Raw genomic sequence first — 16,892 nt, 5'->3', positions numbered from 1 at the left:
GTACGGCCGCCTTCACGAATAGCGAAGCGAAGACCTTTGTCCATAGCGATTGGGTGGATAAGCTCTACGCCCATCTCAACGTTATCACCAGGCATAACCATTTCAGTACCGTCTTGTAATTGGATTGCGCCAGTTACGTCAGTAGTACGGAAGTAGAACTGTGGACGATAGCCGTTTAGGAATGGTGTGTGACGACCACCCTCTTCTTTGCTCAACACATATACTTCAGCGTCAAACTTGGTGTGAGGAGTGATTGAACCTGGCTTAGCGAGTACTTGGCCACGTTGGACGTCTTCACGCTTAGTACCACGTAGTAGTACGCCACAGTTTTCGCCTGCACGACCTTCGTCAAGCAGTTTACGGAACATCTCTACACCCGTACAGGTGGTTTTTTGAGTGTCACGGATACCAACGATTTCAATTTCGTCACCAACTTTAACGATACCAGATTCAACACGACCGGTCACAACGGTACCACGACCTGAGATTGAGAAGACGTCTTCGATTGGCATTAGGAATGCTTTGTCGATGTCACGCTCTGGCTCTGGGATGTAGGTGTCTAGTACGTTTAGTAGTTCTACGACGGCTGGTTGGCCGTATTTTTCTTGTGAGCCTTTTAGGGCTTCAGTAGCAGAACCATGGATGATTGGGGTGTCATCACCTGGGAAGTCATAGTCGCTTAGTAATTCACGAACTTCCATTTCTACGAGTTCAAGCAGTTCTTCGTCGTCAACAACGTCGCACTTGTTCATGAATACGACGATGTATGGTACGCCAACCTGACGTGATAGCAGGATGTGCTCACGGGTTTGTGGCATTGGGCCATCGGTCGCTGATACGACTAGGATTGCACCGTCCATTTGGGCTGCACCGGTGATCATGTTTTTAACATAATCGGCGTGACCTGGGCAATCGACGTGGGCGTAGTGACGTGATGGGGTGTCATATTCTACGTGTGAGGTGTTGATGGTGATGCCACGTGCTTTTTCTTCTGGGGCTGAGTCAATAGACGCGTAGTCTTTGGCTTCGCCACCTGAGGTGATTGCTGCTACGGTTGCGATAGCGGCGGTTAGTGTGGTTTTACCGTGGTCAACGTGTCCGATGGTACCGACGTTGACGTGTGGCTTGCTGCGTTCAAACTTGGCCTTTGCCATGGGTATTTCCTCTTTTTTTGGTGAATCTTTATAATCAAAGATCGGTAAATAGCTGTTTGACGGCTCATGATACATACAAAACCATCAAACCGTTGACGCTATGGTTTATCTACTAAAAACTGCTTTATTGTCTTACTCTTAACTGCTTTAGTGCAATATAAACGCCATACTTTTATATGTAGGCATTATACTTGCTTTTCAATCTTTAACTTTTTTAGCTCTCGAATATTAAACTGTATTATGTGAGCGTGTTCGTACTGCATTGCTTCATCAATATAATTGATTGAGAAATTGACAGCACTAAAAGGCAACACCTCAGTGTCACCCTTAAATTTTTATTTGCTATACTGATTTTTTATCGTTTTCAATATTCTATAGTTTCGATATCGATATAAAGCTGTGTATTAAAATAGCAAAGCAAACGCAAAAAGCTGGAATAATAAATGGAGCTCATATCGAGAATTGAACTCGAGACCTCTCCCTTACCAAGGGAGTGCTCTACCGCTGAGCTATATGAGCATGCTTTTAACAACTACAGTAGCCAACCAGTGGGTTGCACTAAAAAAAATATCACGATACAGCAATAATATACTGACTGTCGTGATGAATTATTGGTAGTCTTTGCGATTGTGACTATATGGAGCGGGTGGCGGGAATCGAACCCGCGTCATTAGCTTGGAAGGCTAAGGTGTTACCATTATACCACACCCGCATTTACTCTTCTGTAAGCTCACTCTTATAAAGAGTGGTTATATATTGAGTATGCTTGGCGCTATAACAAACTTAGAAAATATGGTGGTGGGAGAAGGATTCGAACCTTCGAAGCTTTCGCGACAGATTTACAGTCTGTTGGGTTTGACCGCTCCCCAATCCCACCTTAGTTTGCTTTGAACAAAGATGACTTAATCTAAGACAAATTCATAAAAAGCGACTTTGAAAGAGATGGTGCCGACTGCCGGGATCGAACTGGCGACCTACTGATTACAAGTCAGTTGCTCTACCAACTGAGCTAAGTCGGCTTGTTCTCTCAAAGTGGTGGCTATTCTATCAAATATTTAGACAGACGCAAGCTCTTTTTGAGTTTTTTTACACTTATTTTAATAATAAACGTCAAGCAACTGATTATATTGATATTTTTTATCAGACAAAATAGCGCTTTTTATCCGGATTGTTCGAATAGTTATTAACATGCTTATGAAAACGATAACTTGCATGGTGAGGACTAGCAACTTTAATGACACTTTTGCCAAGCACTTCCATCAAACATCTAGCGAATACGCAAGCCATTACAGGCCATTTTGACCGCTTTAATGAGCGCCAACGCTTTTTTATTGGTCTCGTCCCACTCTGCTTCTGGAATAGAATCAGCGATTACCCCAGCACTGGCTTGGATATGGATTTTGCCGCGCCGCATCACAGCGGTACGAATAGTAATGGCGCTATCCATATTACCGTGCCAACCCAGATAACCAATGGCGCCACCAAATACAGTGCGGCGTAACGGCTCCAGCTCATCAATAATTTGCATCGCACGAATCTTAGGCGCGCCTGTTAACGTGCCTGCGGGGAAAGTCGCACAAAAGACATCAAGCGCATCTTTATCAGGCAATATATCGCCCTCAACGTTAGAGGCAATATGCATGACTTGCGAATAGCGCTCGATAAACATCTTTTCGGTGACATTGACACTATCACATTCACAAACACGGCCAATGTCGTTGCGACCCGACTCAATCAGCATTAAATGCTTAGCAATCTCTTTTTCGTCACTCAGCAGCTCCTGCTCAAGCACCAAATCTTCCGCTGCGTTTTGACCACGTTTACGGGTGCCCGCCAGTGGACGCACGGTGACTCTGCCATTTTCGATACGTGATAAGGTTTCTGGAGAAGCACCGATAATGTCGAAACGCTTATGATCATCAAGCGTGTAACCATGAACCAAGAATAAATAAGGCGATGGGTTTAAAAACCGTAAGGCGCGATAGACAGCAAGCGAGTCGCCAGTATAGTCAGCGGTCAAACGCTGGGCAGGCACCACCTGCATCACCTCTCCTGCTGAGATATAGTCTTTAATGTTCTTAACGTCGCGACAGTATTTCTCCATCCCTGTTTGTGATTCAAACTTTGGGGTTGGCATAATCGGCGCGCTTAAATCTGCCATTTCTGCCAACTTACCCTCAATTTGCTCTAGCTCACGAATGGCATGACCATAACCGTCTTCAGCGGTGCAGTCCGCATAAACAATAATGGACAACGTATTCTCTAAATTATCAAAAACAATGACACTCATCGACAGCATCAGCCACATATCCGGCAGTGACATCGGATCGGGGGCGTCAGACAGTCCCACACTGGGTTCAATAACTCGCACCATATCATAACCAAAATAACCAACGAGACCACCGCTAAAGCTCGGCAAGGTAATAATATCTTCGGCAGTTGGCATCTTATACTGCGCCATCAACTGACGAATATAGTCAAAGGGATCATCAACTGCATCCACGGTGGTCTGATCATTTTTTTTGACCGTCATATTACCGTCTACATATTGCAAAATCAGATCACTACCTAGACCAATCATCGAATAGCGCGCCCAACGCTCGCCGCCTACGACGGACTCAAACAAATACGCTGAGCCATTTAAGTCACGTACTTTAGAGAATACCGAGACTGGAGTCTGCGCATCCATCAAGCGTTTTTTTACCAGTGGCGCATGACTAAAGCCACGATTTTTAAAGGCGTCATACTCTTCAAAGGTCATCATAGTAGCTTTCTCTTAACACAGGGTTGGCAAAGCGCCTTAAACTTAGAAGCAATCTCAAAACAATGATAAAAATACAATACAAAGATAGCGTCAACACTCCAACGAACGCTGACGCTATTTTTAAGAATAATGGAACTAACCTTAACTCATTAATTTATCTTATCGATATAACAAAGCTAGGGTCGTACACCTTTTATATACCGCCCATATTGAACAGCCATAGCGCAAGGCCAATGATAAGGATGACGGCAAATACCCATATGAACCAACCACCACTAGGCTTTTTCTCTACGTATCCAGCATTTGCGGGGTTATCGACAGCTTGGTCCATGGCATTGTTGCCTTCGGTACCAAGGTCGTGAGCCTGCCCTAAATTGGCCGTACCCGAAAACTGAGCAGTTGCTGCTTGTTTGGCACGCAACACATCTGGATCAGCTTCTTCCTGTAGTTCGGTTTTGGTGGTTTTGTCGTGGTCTGCATTGTCTAAGGACTGTTGCTCGACAGCGGGCTGTTCAACTAATGCTTTTTCATTTTCAGTAGCTACCGGCTCTTCAGTAACAGGCGTCTCAGTTATTGTTTCTTTAGGCACGACCTCTTTAGGCACGACATTTTCCTGTTCAGTAGTCGGTGTCTGCTCGTCTAAGGCAGCTGCGGCAACTGGAGCCGCTTGCACAGATGTGGTATCCACGGTATCTTTGGCCGCCAATACCTCTTCGATGATCGTTTCTTTAACAACTGGAGCATCAGCCTCATTAGTCTTATCAATCTTGCTTTCAGTAATATCAGCTTGTTGAACAGGAGTGGTATCTGAGTCATTAGCTGACGGCAACACGTCTGTAACCATCGTTTCTTTGACAACTGGCTTAACCTCTGCAGTTGGCTCAGAATTTACGTCTGGTGCATCAATCACCATTTCGGGTTTGTCAGCATCCGTATCAACCGTAGATTCGCGCTCAACCATCGGCTCTTCAGCGACGACTGGCTGCTCTACAGCTTCATCCACTGCAACAGTCACCGGCGTTACAGTGAAGGCAAAACTGGCAAAGCCAAGCGTATCATTGGCTTCAAGATGCTTAGACTTATTACCGTCAATACGTTGCTCATTAATAAACGTACCGTTAGAGGAGTCCAAATCTTTCACGTACAGCTTGCCATTCAGTACGCTCAGTACCGCGTGATTGCGTGATACCTCCTTACTGCCAAGTACCACGTCATTATCACTGCCACGTCCCACAGATAGGCTGTCGCTGACAGTCAAAGTCAGATCACCCAGCGCCGCGGTTAAGGCATTGAGACGCCAAGTATCTGCGACTGTTGGTTGGGTTGGCGCTGCTGTGTTGTCTATATTACTCGTCATAACATTACTCCTTAATTTATTATTAAATGTTCAATCATTCTCTGAAACTTATTACAACTATTCTCTTAGGATAAAACGATTATTTGGGAATAAAACGTGGTTTGATCACACCGTCAAGCTTGTTATAAGGCATACTTAGGACAGGCATACCATAAGCATAAGGGCCAATAGAATAGTGCTGGTAGCGAATATCAACGCCTTTATCGGTCAATGTGACGTTATCGCTGAGGGTAAATGGCCAATTTTTTTCATAGCTGCTTAAGTCGTTATCGACCGTTTTTACCCACTGTTTATATGCCTCATAAGCCAACGCCTCAAAACGGGGTTTTTTGCCCGTCTGTAATATGTCTGTCAGTTGCAGTTGTTTTTTACTGCTTGTATCGAATATTAAATATTCACTATAAGGCATGCCATGCGCGCCGCCCGTAAACACATAGGAGCTTATTTCAAACAATTCAAAATCATTCACATGACCCAAATATTCAGGCTTCACTGTCAGATTATACGACCATGAACTGTCGTCTGGCATATCTATAAATTGTGAGCTTGCGAAGTCATCAATAGCCGCCTTAACCATAGTCGGCGTCGCCTTAGTATTGATAGGTGCGGATTCAGTCTGTTTACTATTGACGACAAGATGATTGATACGGGCATTGGTGATATCGTTTATCCAATCCTGATTGGTTTTGAGATACCTAACCTCAATCTCTGGACAATGCTGTCGTTCGGCACATATCTCTTGCACACTTTTGGGCAGCTCATAATCAAGATAATCGGTACTGCTAATGAGATTGTCCGCATTAGCGGACATTGCTATTGTTCCAAACAGCAGGCCTGTCACTAACGTACCAACTCGGCGCAAGTTACCACTGCTCGGCATTAACGGCGGATTAATAGGTGGTGTGGCGCTCGTAAATCGAGACATTATTATCATAATTTTTCCATAAATACATAATGGTTAATATTATTCTACCGTAACCACTGTGATGTATTGTTGAAACACTGTTTGTGTTTTTGAGGGGTTACTATTTTTGAAGTATCAGTGCTTTTGAGTCATCAGTATTTTTGAGATGTCAGTGTTTATGAAAAATCGGTTTAATAACGGTCTAAACGACGGGCAATAAAAAAGACACGGCTAGCGTGTCTTTTAAAAAACAGAAAATAGGTTTCAACCATTTACTCATACTTAAATAACAGATATTAATGCTCGCGAGTGTTGCTGAAAGTCACTTCTGGATAACGATCTTGCATCAGCTGCAAGTTAACTCGTGATGGCGCAAGATAGGTAAGATAGCCACCACCATCAAGTGACAACTGGTCATGGGCTTTTTTCTTAAACTTAGCCAAGGCCACTTCATCATCGCAGTGAATCCAGCGCACTGTGGCAATCGATACTGGCTCAAAGGTACACTGTACTTTGTACTCTTCTTTTAGGCGATGCGCGACCACTTCGAACTGTAGTACACCCACCGCGCCCAAGATTAAATCATTATTAATCTGCGGCATAAATACCTGCGTTGCGCCCTCTTCACTGAGTTGCTGCAAGCCTTTTTGTAGCGCTTTAGACTTGAGCGGGTCTCTGAGCACCACGCGGCGAAACAATTCAGGGGCAAAATGTGGAATACCGGTAAAGTTCAGCTCTTCGCCTTCAGTAAAGCTATCACCGATAGAAATGGTCCCATGATTATGCAGACCGATAATATCACCCGGATACGCTTCTTCTAAGGCTTCACGGTCTCCGGCGAGAAAGGTCAGCGCATCGGCAATGCGCACGTCTTTACCCAAACGCACGTGCTTCATCTTCATGCCTTTTTCGTACTTACCCGAGCACACGCGCAAGAAAGCAATGCGGTCACGGTGACGCGGATCCATATTGGCCTGAATCTTAAAAACAAAACCCGTAAAGTCCGTCTCAGTTGCAGAGACTTGACGCTCAGTAGTCGGATGGGCTTTTGGTGGCGGTGCATATTTCACAAGGGTATCGAGCACCATGTTGACACCGAAGTTACCCAACGCTGTACCGAACAATACTGGCGTCATCTCACCCGCCAAAAATGCCTCTTCGCTAAAGTCTTCTAGCGCCATTTGTACCAGCTCAAGCGACTCTTCAAAAGCATCAAACATCAGCTTCCCAAGACGCTCGCGTATGTCCGGATAATCATAGCCGTCGCGGGTCTCAGAGACGGTCATCTTGCCGCCATTACCTTTTTCATAAAGGTAAGTCTTATTTTCGGTCAAATGATAGACGCCAACGAAATCCTGCCCCATACCAATGGGCCACGTCAACGGAATACATTTAATCTTAAGCACCGTCTCAATCTCACTCAGCAGCTCAAGCGGCTCGCGAATCTGACGATCCAACTTGTTCACAAACGAGATAATCGGAGTATCACGCATGCGACACACTTCCATCAATTTGATGGTACGTTCCTCGACGCCTTTTGCGCCATCAACCATCATCAGCGCGCTGTCGACAGCGGTCAACGTACGATAAGTATCTTCACTAAAGTCGGCGTGACCCGGGGTGTCTAGTAGATTGACCATATGGTCTTGATAAGGAAATTGCATAACCGAAGTAGTGATAGAGATACCACGCTCCTGCTCCATGCTCATCCAATCCGATGTCGCATGACGGTCGGTTTTGCGGCCTTTAACTTCACCAACCACCTGAATCGCTTGCCCCCATAGCAGCAGCTTTTCAGTCATGGTGGTCTTACCCGCATCGGGATGCGAGATAATAGCAAAGGTACGGCGCTTGGCCACTTCTTTGTTTAATTTCTTTGGATCTACGCTCATAATTTTTGGCTTCAACCTTGACTTCCAAAAGGCTGTCTTTTAGACAGTAACTTTCTTTTGGGCATTAATTTCAATAAATAGTATAAATAATGGGCGTATTGTAGCGGATTTAGCGTCAGGTTGCAGAATTAGCGCATAAAAAAACACGCTCTACTGGTCAAATAGAGCGTGTTTAATTAGAAAACACTTAACTAGAAAGTGCTTAATATTTTTTGAATTTAATAATAGCGTGTGATTTGCGCTGCTAAGAAGTCCCCTGCCACCTCATTGACTATCGTGCAGTCAACGACACCGCGCACACTGTTGGTATTCGGGTCAGTGCTGCCTTGCACCACAGAGTCGGCTTCATAAATATCATTATCATATTCAACGCCATTGTATTGATAAGCAGGCTGGTTTCTAAACTCAAAAAACGTCACTTGCGCAGCTTTTTGGTCATTGCCCAAACCCACACCAAAGCGTGAGGTGCTAAAATCTCTATCGTCGTTAAAACGTTCTTCGGCCGCCTCAATCCATCTGTCCAGCGTACTATAGCCGGTTTTATTTTTTTCATTAAAGGCTAAAAACGAGCGCTCGCTAGTGACCACTGGAATATAACAAACCGAGCCCGCTGGGAACGTCACATTGGCTGGAATATCAGGATAGTTATTTAAATCGGTAATGATACCACGGCTATTGCCTATGGTAGTGCCCGGACTATAACTACCAGCGTTCAAACCTGCGAGATTCAGGGTTTTATAGGTAATCTCATAGTTCAATTGCTTGTTGCTGTTTGTCTCATAAATAGGACGTTTGACCGTGCGACCATTGACTTCAATATCCTTATTTTCCAGCCTTCCTTCAAAATCAGCTGCCAGCACGGTTCTGTCTAAGCTATTAAGACTTTGGTTGTTATAACTGTTCACCAGATTTTTTATCTTAATTTCGCGCCCGCCAGTGCGGTATGTCTGATCAATTCGCGCAATAGCACTCGCGTTGGCTTGGTTGTCATAGCTATTGCCAAAGCTCGTCAGCGTGATTTTATTGTCGCCTGAACCGTAGACACCGTCATCTTCTCCGCCACATCCTACGAGTGCCATCGCGAGTAAGGATAGGGTCATAGGCAAAAATACTGTTGCTTTCATAAAAGGCGTCCTTACGGTTAGGATTTTTTATAGGGTTATGCTGATAGTGTGTGAAAAACCATGTGACTAGTTTACATCAATGTCGCCATGACTTATATATTTAAAGCCATTAATTGTTTAGCAATGCTTATTGGTGAATGTGAAGCACATTATCGTTATTCACATAAATGCTCACTTACAAAGTCATTGTATATGGTTACTACTGAGCTATAGAGCGTAGCGTCCAGTTTGTTATGCTTGATGGCTAATTGGATTAAATAATTATATAAATAAACCAACAACAAAGGATATGTTATGAACACGTTATATTCTACTCAAGCAACCGTCACTGGCGGTCGTTCTGGTAAAGCTAGTCTACAAGATAGTGATTTGACGATTAACATGGTCGCACCGGGTTCAAGTAAAGATGGTAATAATCCAGAGCAATTATTTGCTATGGGTTATGCGGCTTGCTTCGATGGCGCACTTGCGGCAGTCAAAGGCGAAGAAAAAGCAAAATTTGACTCGACCACTCAAGTATCGGTAGATTTACGTAAAGGTGAAGGTCTAGACTTTCAACTGGCAGTGAAAATTCACGTTACTGGCGAAAATACAGAACTTTCAGCCGATGAATTTCAAAAGCTGGTCGAGAAAGCCAATAAAGTTTGCCCATACTCGAAAGCCACACACGGTAATATCGATAGCGAAGTGACCTCAGAAGTAAAATAATTCCTGAACAATGACAGTATCAGTAATAGATATAAAAGAGCTCAGTTAACGCTGGGTTCTTTTTTTCCTTAAATTTTGGCCAAAAAATAATAACGCTATAGTGAGTGAAAAGTAGTATCGAACCATCACCCATTGCTGATATCAATTTTTCTTGCTTGCCGTACCTGCGCAGACAGAGGTGACGAAAAATAGATATCAGCGATACCATCGCGTTTTTAGAATATTTTGACTATAGAACATATCATAACTTTTAAGCAGTTCGGCACACGTCATTTTTATCGTTATAATAAGCACATATTTCTATCTAATAGCTGATAAGTGACCTTTATGACTGATCCTATGACCGACTCCATGACCGACAGTGACCACAACTCCCATCAAGCGATTGATCCTGCCGTCTTGCCAAACTTTGAGACTATGCCCAATGTGGCGACCATGGACACCAGTCATGTGGACAGCAATCAGCCGCCTTTTATTTTGGTTGATGGCTCTTACTATCTGTTTCGCACTTATCATGCCTTACCGAAGACCATGCAAAACTCGCAAGGCCTGATCACCAATGCCATCCGTGGCACGCTCAATGCGTTACTCAAGCTGATGCGTCGTTATCACCCTACTCATATGGCGGTTTGCTTTGATACCAAGTCACCGACTTTTCGCCACCATATGTCTGCTGATTACAAGGCCGCTCGTCCGCCCATCGACATAGAGCTGGTAGAGCAGATTCCTTATATTCATCGCTTGGTGACCGCATTAGGTATTCCACTGTTACGCATCGAGGGTGCAGAAGCCGATGATATCATCGGGACACTGGCGCATCGTGCGGTTGAACAAGGCCATCACGTCGTCATATCCACCGGCGATAAAGACATGATGCAGCTGGTTAATGACTGCGTAATATTGGAAGACAGCTTTACTGGCAAAGTCACGGACACTCAAGCGGTCGTAGACAAGCTTGGTATTATGCCAAATCAAATGATTGATTTTTTGACCTTGATGGGCGATGCCTCAGACGGTATAAAAGGCGTGCCTGGTATCGGTAAAAAAACGGCAAAAGACCTACTCGTTGAGTATGGCGACATCGGCAATATGTTAAAGCATATTGGTTTTATCAAAGGTCGAGGTGCCAAAGGTTTGATTGAACATGCTGATGATATTCCGTTTAATAGGAAGCTTGCCACCATCGTGACAGACTTAGCTATCGGTCAGGACTGGAACGATCTAAAAATCAATACCGATCCATGTGCCCATATAGATGAATTACGCGAATTGTATAATGAGCTTGAGTTTAGAAACGAGCTAGCGTCTCTTGACCACCCAAACCATCCAGCCAACGGCTCGCAAAGTGTCGCTAACAGTCAAGCCGATGCCGAGTCACAAGCGCAAATAGCTAAGTCGCTACAATCAAGCACTATTGAGAATATCACTGACAGCAAAAATCCTGATAGAGCATGGCATACGATTTTAGACGAGCCTGCCTTTGACAGCTTGGTTAAATTGTTAGAGGCTGCACCGCACTTCGTTATTGATACCGAAACGACCAGCGTCTATTGGCGTCAAGCCGAAATCGTCGGGCTGTCTTTTGCCCTGCGAGCGCATGAAGCCTATTATATTCCGCTGACTCATCGTCTGGAAGGTGATGAGCTGACTGCAAAGCAACTTGATCGTGATACGGTATTAGCGAAACTTAAACCTGTTTTGGAAAATTCAAAAATAGGCAAAATCGGTCAACATCTAAAATATGACGCGCACATTCTCAGTCATTATGGTATTGATTTAGTAGGCGCTATCCATGCCAGCCCTAATAACTGGGCAATGGATACCATGCTTGCCAGCTATGTCATCAATGCGGCAGCTACTCGTCACGGCATGGATGATTTGGCGCGCCATTATTTGCACACCCAGACCATCAGCTTTGAGGACGTCGCAGGCAAAGGCGCCAAGCAAGTCACCTTTGATCAAGTCGTCATCGATATCGCCAGTGACTATGCTTGCGAAGATGCCGACATCACTTATCAGTTGTTTGATTTGTTTAGTGAAAAGCTTGCTGATGATAAAAATAATGCCAAGCTCTTACATGAGCTAGAGATTCCAACTGCCGAGATACTCTGCCAAATGGAAGCAAATGGCATTTTAATCAAGCGCTCATTTTTAAACGAGCTATCAAAACGCTTCGATGAAGAAATCATCACGCTAGAAAAACGCGCGTATGAAGTCGCCGGTGAAGAATTTAACTTAGGCTCACCAAAGCAACTGGGTGAGATGCTGTTTGAAAAACTGGGCGTGCCGGGTGGCAAGAAAACCAAATCTGGTCAATACTCGACTGGCGAAGCGGTATTATCAAAGATTGACCACCCATTGGTCGATATCACATTGGAATATCGCGGACTGTCCAAGCTCAAAAGCACCTATACCGATGCGCTCGATAATGTCGCAGATGCGGAGACGGATCGCGTGCATACCAGCTACCATCAAGCATTGACCAGCACCGGTCGTTTATCATCCACTGATCCTAACTTGCAGAATATTCCGATTCGTACCGCCACTGGTCGCCTGATTCGCCAAGCATTTATCGCACCAGAAGGTCGCGTTATTTTGGCTGCGGATTATTCACAAATTGAGCTGCGTCTGATGGCGCATTTCTCAGGCGATGAAAACTTGACCCGTGCCTTTAATGAAGGATTGGATATTCATACTGCAACGGCTGCTGAAGTATTAGGTAAAGCTGTTGAAGAGGTCAGCGCCACTGAGCGCCGCAATGCTAAAGCCATTAACTTCGGTCTGTTGTACGGCATGAGTGCCTTTGGACTTGCCAAGCAGTTGCAAATGAGCCGCAATGAGGCGCAAGATTATATCGATATGTATTTTGAGCGCTATCCAAGCGTCAAAGACTACATGATCAATACGCGTGCCAGCGCTTATGAAAAAGGCTATGTCGAGACGATATTAGGTCGTAAGCTTTATACGCCAGATATCAATCATAGCAACCGTATGGTTAAGCAAGGGGCAGAACGCGCAGCGATTAACGCGCCGCTACAAGGCTCTGCCGCCGACCTAATTAAGCTTGCCATGATTGCCGTCGATAAAGTACTGCCAAAAGAGCAAGCCAAAATGCTGCTACAAGTCCACGATGAGCTGGTGTTCGAAGTGGATAGCGACAAGGTTGATGAAATTAGCCAGTTGATTACCGATGCCATGCAAGACGTCTTAAGGACGACAGCCGTGGAAAAAGGTTGGCATGTAGACTTCGCGGTACCGTTATTGGTGGAGACCGATAGTGGTCAAAACTGGGATGAGGCGCATTGATTGTGTAGTATTAACAATGAGATATGACTGATTAGTTAAATTACATAATGGCATGATAAGGCATTTCGCTGTATAATAGCAGTACATTAAATTATCTGGTCTTATGAGACAATTTACGGTTTGAAGTGGGCCCAAGGGCTCACTTTTTTATTTCAAAAAAAAGCAGGAGTGCCTTATTTTGGCGACAGATGGCTTCATTGAAATTCCCAGTATTATCCTATTAATAGCTTGCTTGCTACGCTGCGCGCAGTACGTAGCACAGAGTCATGTCAAACAAATTAAAGCCTTTTGGTTGGCCTCAGTTCTCGTATTCGTCGCGGTCATTCGTCGTGAGTTAAACTATTTACCAGAATTATTTATCCCAAGTAATTTTTCGCTTCTCAGCCATTCTTATGACTGGTGGGAGGACGCTGTGCTTTTAGTAATCTACCTGATGAGCGTTGGCTTATTGATTTACTCATGGCGCTACCTTTGGGCAATACTAAAAGATGTAGACGTATCGCTCTATCTTGGTGTCGCCACTTTGGCCATATTACAATATATGGGAGAGAACGCTATTATGTTCCCCCACACTTTGGGTGGCATAGTCGAAGAGTTCGCGGAAACGATTATTTATGTGATCGCGTTGGTTTATTTATGGCGATTTAAATTAAGCGATTTTGAATCATGCCTATTGCGTAAATTAAACTTTGAATTGAGTCATATTAACCAATAGCCCCATAGTGGTGACTCAATAACTGTTAAGTAAATATAGACGTAGCGTTAGGTTGCCACTAGTAATTATCTTAAGCACAATCCTTGTCTATTAGTTTGTTATACTGAGTCTAAGCACGAGGGACGATAACGATTGTAATGGATGGTCTTGATCCTTACATTAAAACCGTAGCTGTGTGTAACTGTTTATCTACATATAGTCAGCTGGTAATGCACCTCGATTTAACTCATTGATAACTATAAAGCGAGCCATTATGAATATATTAATTACAGGTGCATCACGCGGTATCGGTCTGGCCGCTGCCAAAAGATTGGCCACCAAAGGTCACAACGTTGGATTATTTGCAACCAATACAACGACGCTTGAGCAGGCTATCGAAGACAAAGTCTTTAAAAAGGCCGTAAAAAAGAAACGCATCATTATTGGTCAGTTAGATGTCACTCAGCCTGATTCATGGGATGGCGCTATCGAGCAAATGATTAATAACTTTGGCGGCATCGATACGCTGATTAATAATGCGGGTGTGCTGGTTAGCGGAGCATTGCCAAAGACAGCATTAGAGGAGCAATTGTCGCTCATCGACGTCAACTGTAAGGGCGTGCTGATTGGTTGTCATAAGCTAGCGCCTTATTTGGCGGAGAGCAAAGATGGCAAAATCGTCAATGTGTCCTCGGCATCGGCTATCTATGGTCAGCCTGAGGTTGCCACTTATGCGGCCAGTAAGTTTTTTGTACGTGGTCTCACCGAAGGTCTCAATATTGAATATGAGAAACTCGGCATCAAAGTCATTGATGTGATGCCACTCTGGGTCAAGTCCGACATGACCAAAGACATCGAAGTCACCAGTATTGACCGTTTAGGTATTAACTTGACCGTCCATGATGTGGCCAAGACTTTATGCAAATTGAGCACCAGCCCCAACCGTAAGCTAAAAAGTACGCACTACTCTGTTGGTATACCGGCCAAAGTTTTTCAGACTCTCTCGCAGGTCACTCCTGATCCACTTATTCGCTGGATCAATACAAAAGTGGGCGCCCAATAACAGCAGCGCCTATCCGCTATCGTATCTATGAGCGATGATGCTTATCTAATGTGAATCACAATGACGGCTACTCAATATGAGTAGCCGTTTTGCTTGCTGGTCTAATATCAATAGCCTGCTCGATAGATTTATCGATAAAGGTATTATTGTCAATCCGCGTATCTTTGACTGCGCCTGCTGCGCTGTCTTCCCGAATCTCAGAACCAACAATAATAGGTAAGCGGACGTTTGCTGCAAACTTATTGCCCTTAATCAGCGTGCCGTCATCCTCTACGATAATGCCTTGCTCTACCTGCTCAAAACGGTTATTGATAATCTGATTGTCTTTAGCACTGTCCAAATGATAGCTGGCAAATGGCGTTTGCTTCACTAAATAAGCGCCGCATTCAAAACCTTTTAGATTGCGCGACTGCCTTGACGCTACCCAAACACCGACTGGCTCATCTTCAAAGGTATTGTTAACGATAATATTGTCACGGCTCGACTCAGTACGCTTAAAGTGATTGCTCCGCGCCGGATCGTCGGCATGCTCAAAACAATTGCGATAGAGCAATATACTGCCTGCGCCATTATGAATAAATTGATTGTTTTCGATACGATTGTTGCTCGACGAATCAATGGCAATCGCCTCACGATTGGATTTAAAGGTACGAAAGCCATTACCGACGAAGACAGAGTTTTTAATCACGTTATCACGACTACCAAACTCTAAATAGAGCCCAACGGTGCCTGCGTTGTGGATATGCACTGTATCAAAAGTAATGTCATGCGCATGATCTCCGACGAACATGCCGCTATTAATACTATTGCGACTACTGACATTAATGACGCGGATATTGCTTGGCGCAAGGGTGCGGTTGTCAGCAGGGTTGGTAAAGCCGCGCGCGTAACGCTGATTGGGGTTGCTATATTGGCGAATGTGCAGCGCATGACCATAGCCATCCACATGACAATTGGCCACAGCTATATTATCGATAGCTCTATCTGTTTTCGGCTTAATAGTAATGGCGCTGACCTTTGATGGATCATCAGCCATAGTACTAAGCCGTGCGCCCCGACAGTCGAGTGAACTGTTTGACTCATTGAGCTCAAAGCGTAGCGACTTGCCTGTCAAATCACAGCTGTTACTGAGTGCGCTATGACCTTTTATCACCACCGTCTGCTTGGGTGTTAATTGTGTGCAATCAATCACCGTCGTAGCGGTCGGGAGTTTGCTATCAATCACCAGCGGCTGTTGTACCTTAACCTTTTCTCTAGTGCTATCAGCATTAACGAAAGGCAGTCGTTCGCAAGCCGTCAGACCTACCGTGGTACTGAGCAACGAGGCTGTTATTAACGAGAATGTGATTAAACCCTTCTTACTGGCGACCATTAAGCACCTCTTATTTATGATTCATCTTACATTTTTTGAACATCCTGTCACACCTTACTACTATCAGTCGTCATCATAACGCGTCACACTCAGCGTGATAAGTAAAAACAACCATAGCCATCAATAATAACCATTAATAACAACGAACAAGGAACCCCTTATGGATCATTCAAAAACGCCGTTACCAGAAGAGATGGATCATATCCAAGGTGATACCGACATCAATGATAACAGCCAAGAAGTTGATTTAGACAATCCCATGCTACATACCATCGATAATGATGATGTCATTGATAATAGCGCGGGCTTTGACAATTCGGAAGTCGGCACAGATGCAACGCAAGGATTGACGCCCATGCATCGTCAAAATATCGATGAATCGCGCGTCGATGAAGTGTTGGTTGACGACAATTTAGATGACAGTGATTATCCAGATATTACTGATATCGCCGATAAAGAAGCTGCTGAACGTAGTAACGATGATGATTTTTAAATAATCTATTTAAGCATATAAATCCCGCCCGATATCATGCATCGAGCGGGATTTTTTCATC

12 protein-coding genes and 4 tRNA genes are annotated in these 16,892 nt (G+C 44.3%); 5 read left to right on the top strand and 11 right to left on the bottom strand.

Annotated features, from left to right (window positions below):
* The 10 genes from tuf to W293_RS0102550 all read right to left on the bottom strand — a co-directional run.
* Positions 1-1,154 (bottom strand): elongation factor Tu (gene tuf, locus W293_RS0102595; protein WP_025650959.1); only part of this gene is annotated, 1,154 nt, incomplete at its 3' end.
* A 444-nt stretch (positions 1,155-1,598) separates the two neighbouring features.
* Positions 1,599-1,673: transfer RNA gene (locus tag W293_RS0102590), tRNA-Thr, on the bottom strand.
* 119 nt (positions 1,674-1,792) lie between these two features.
* Positions 1,793-1,866, bottom strand: a tRNA-Gly gene (locus W293_RS0102585).
* Between the two features lie 81 nt (positions 1,867-1,947).
* A tRNA-Tyr gene (locus W293_RS0102580) sits at positions 1,948-2,031 on the bottom strand.
* Positions 2,032-2,097: 66 nt separating this feature from the next.
* Positions 2,098-2,173, bottom strand: a tRNA-Thr gene (locus W293_RS0102575).
* A gap of 248 nt (positions 2,174-2,421) precedes the next feature.
* Positions 2,422-3,918, bottom strand: coding sequence for an anthranilate synthase component I family protein (locus W293_RS0102570; RefSeq protein WP_025650958.1), 1,497 nt, complete (start codon positions 3,916-3,918; stop codon positions 2,422-2,424).
* Between the two features lie 193 nt (positions 3,919-4,111).
* A complete protein-coding gene (locus W293_RS0102565; RefSeq protein WP_025650957.1) occupies positions 4,112-5,275 on the bottom strand; it encodes an FHA domain-containing protein in 1,164 nt (387 codons plus the stop codon).
* Positions 5,276-5,354: 79 nt separating this feature from the next.
* Positions 5,355-6,200, bottom strand: a complete 846-nt coding sequence (locus tag W293_RS0102560; RefSeq protein ID WP_227502356.1) for an RsiV family protein — start codon at positions 6,198-6,200, stop codon at positions 5,355-5,357.
* 275 nt (positions 6,201-6,475) lie between these two features.
* Positions 6,476-8,071: a peptide chain release factor 3 gene (locus tag W293_RS0102555; RefSeq protein ID WP_025650955.1), complete on the bottom strand. Its 1,596-nt coding sequence runs from the start codon at positions 8,069-8,071 to the stop codon at positions 6,476-6,478.
* Between the two features lie 218 nt (positions 8,072-8,289).
* Complete coding sequence (locus tag W293_RS0102550; RefSeq protein ID WP_025650953.1) at positions 8,290-9,195, bottom strand: hypothetical protein; 906 nt, start codon at positions 9,193-9,195, stop codon at positions 8,290-8,292.
* A 294-nt stretch (positions 9,196-9,489) separates the two neighbouring features.
* Between W293_RS0102550 and W293_RS0102545 the strand changes: the two genes are divergently transcribed.
* From W293_RS0102545 to W293_RS0102530, 4 genes are all read left to right on the top strand, one after another.
* Positions 9,490-9,903: an Ohr family peroxiredoxin gene (locus tag W293_RS0102545; RefSeq protein WP_025650952.1), complete on the top strand. Its 414-nt coding sequence runs from the start codon at positions 9,490-9,492 to the stop codon at positions 9,901-9,903.
* A gap of 351 nt (positions 9,904-10,254) precedes the next feature.
* On the top strand, positions 10,255-13,209 hold the full coding sequence (polA, locus tag W293_RS0102540; protein WP_025650951.1) for a DNA polymerase I: 2,955 nt from the start codon (positions 10,255-10,257) through the stop codon (positions 13,207-13,209).
* Positions 13,210-13,387: 178 nt separating this feature from the next.
* On the top strand, positions 13,388-13,924 hold the full coding sequence (locus W293_RS0102535; RefSeq protein ID WP_025650950.1) for a hypothetical protein: 537 nt from the start codon (positions 13,388-13,390) through the stop codon (positions 13,922-13,924).
* 253 nt (positions 13,925-14,177) lie between these two features.
* The gene (locus W293_RS0102530; RefSeq protein WP_025650949.1) at positions 14,178-14,966 is read left to right on the top strand and encodes an SDR family NAD(P)-dependent oxidoreductase; all 789 of its coding nucleotides are present in this window, start codon (positions 14,178-14,180) and stop codon (positions 14,964-14,966) included.
* Positions 14,967-15,033: 67 nt separating this feature from the next.
* On the opposite strand, the gene W293_RS16685 is transcribed toward W293_RS0102530, so the two are convergent.
* Entirely contained in the window at positions 15,034-16,338 is a 1,305-nt protein-coding gene (locus W293_RS16685) for a right-handed parallel beta-helix repeat-containing protein (protein ID WP_025650948.1), read from the bottom strand.
* Between the two features lie 160 nt (positions 16,339-16,498).
* Between W293_RS16685 and W293_RS0102520 the strand changes: the two genes are divergently transcribed.
* Complete coding sequence (locus tag W293_RS0102520) at positions 16,499-16,831, top strand: hypothetical protein (RefSeq protein WP_025650947.1); 333 nt, start codon at positions 16,499-16,501, stop codon at positions 16,829-16,831.
* The last annotated feature ends 61 nt before the right edge of the window (positions 16,832-16,892 follow it).

The organism is Psychrobacter sp. TB67, assembly GCF_000511065.1.
GTDB lineage: Bacteria > Pseudomonadota > Gammaproteobacteria > Pseudomonadales > Moraxellaceae > Psychrobacter > Psychrobacter okhotskensis.
Note: the sequence above shows the minus strand (reverse complement) of the source record. Positions and strands in the feature narration are given on the sequence as shown.

What these genes read in the sequence shown, in the direction of transcription:
- W293_RS0102570 (WP_025650958.1), bottom strand. Translation starts at nt 3,918, where the DNA reads ATGATGACCTTTGAAGAGTATGACGCCTTTAAAAATCGTGGCTTTAGT.
- W293_RS0102565 (WP_025650957.1), bottom strand. Translation starts at nt 5,275, where the DNA reads ATGACGAGTAATATAGACAACACAGCAGCGCCAACCCAACCAACAGTC.
- W293_RS0102560 (WP_227502356.1), bottom strand. Translation starts at nt 6,200, where the DNA reads ATGTCTCGATTTACGAGCGCCACACCACCTATTAATCCGCCGTTAATG.
- W293_RS0102555 (WP_025650955.1), bottom strand. Translation starts at nt 8,071, where the DNA reads ATGAGCGTAGATCCAAAGAAATTAAACAAAGAAGTGGCCAAGCGCCGT.
- W293_RS0102550 (WP_025650953.1), bottom strand. Translation starts at nt 9,195, where the DNA reads ATGAAAGCAACAGTATTTTTGCCTATGACCCTATCCTTACTCGCGATG.
- W293_RS0102545 (WP_025650952.1), top strand. Translation starts at nt 9,490, where the DNA reads ATGAACACGTTATATTCTACTCAAGCAACCGTCACTGGCGGTCGTTCT.
- polA (WP_025650951.1), top strand. Translation starts at nt 10,255, where the DNA reads ATGACCGACAGTGACCACAACTCCCATCAAGCGATTGATCCTGCCGTC.
- W293_RS0102530 (WP_025650949.1), top strand. Translation starts at nt 14,178, where the DNA reads ATGAATATATTAATTACAGGTGCATCACGCGGTATCGGTCTGGCCGCT.
- W293_RS16685 (WP_025650948.1), bottom strand. Translation starts at nt 16,338, where the DNA reads ATGGTCGCCAGTAAGAAGGGTTTAATCACATTCTCGTTAATAACAGCC.
- W293_RS0102520 (WP_025650947.1), top strand. Translation starts at nt 16,499, where the DNA reads ATGGATCATTCAAAAACGCCGTTACCAGAAGAGATGGATCATATCCAA.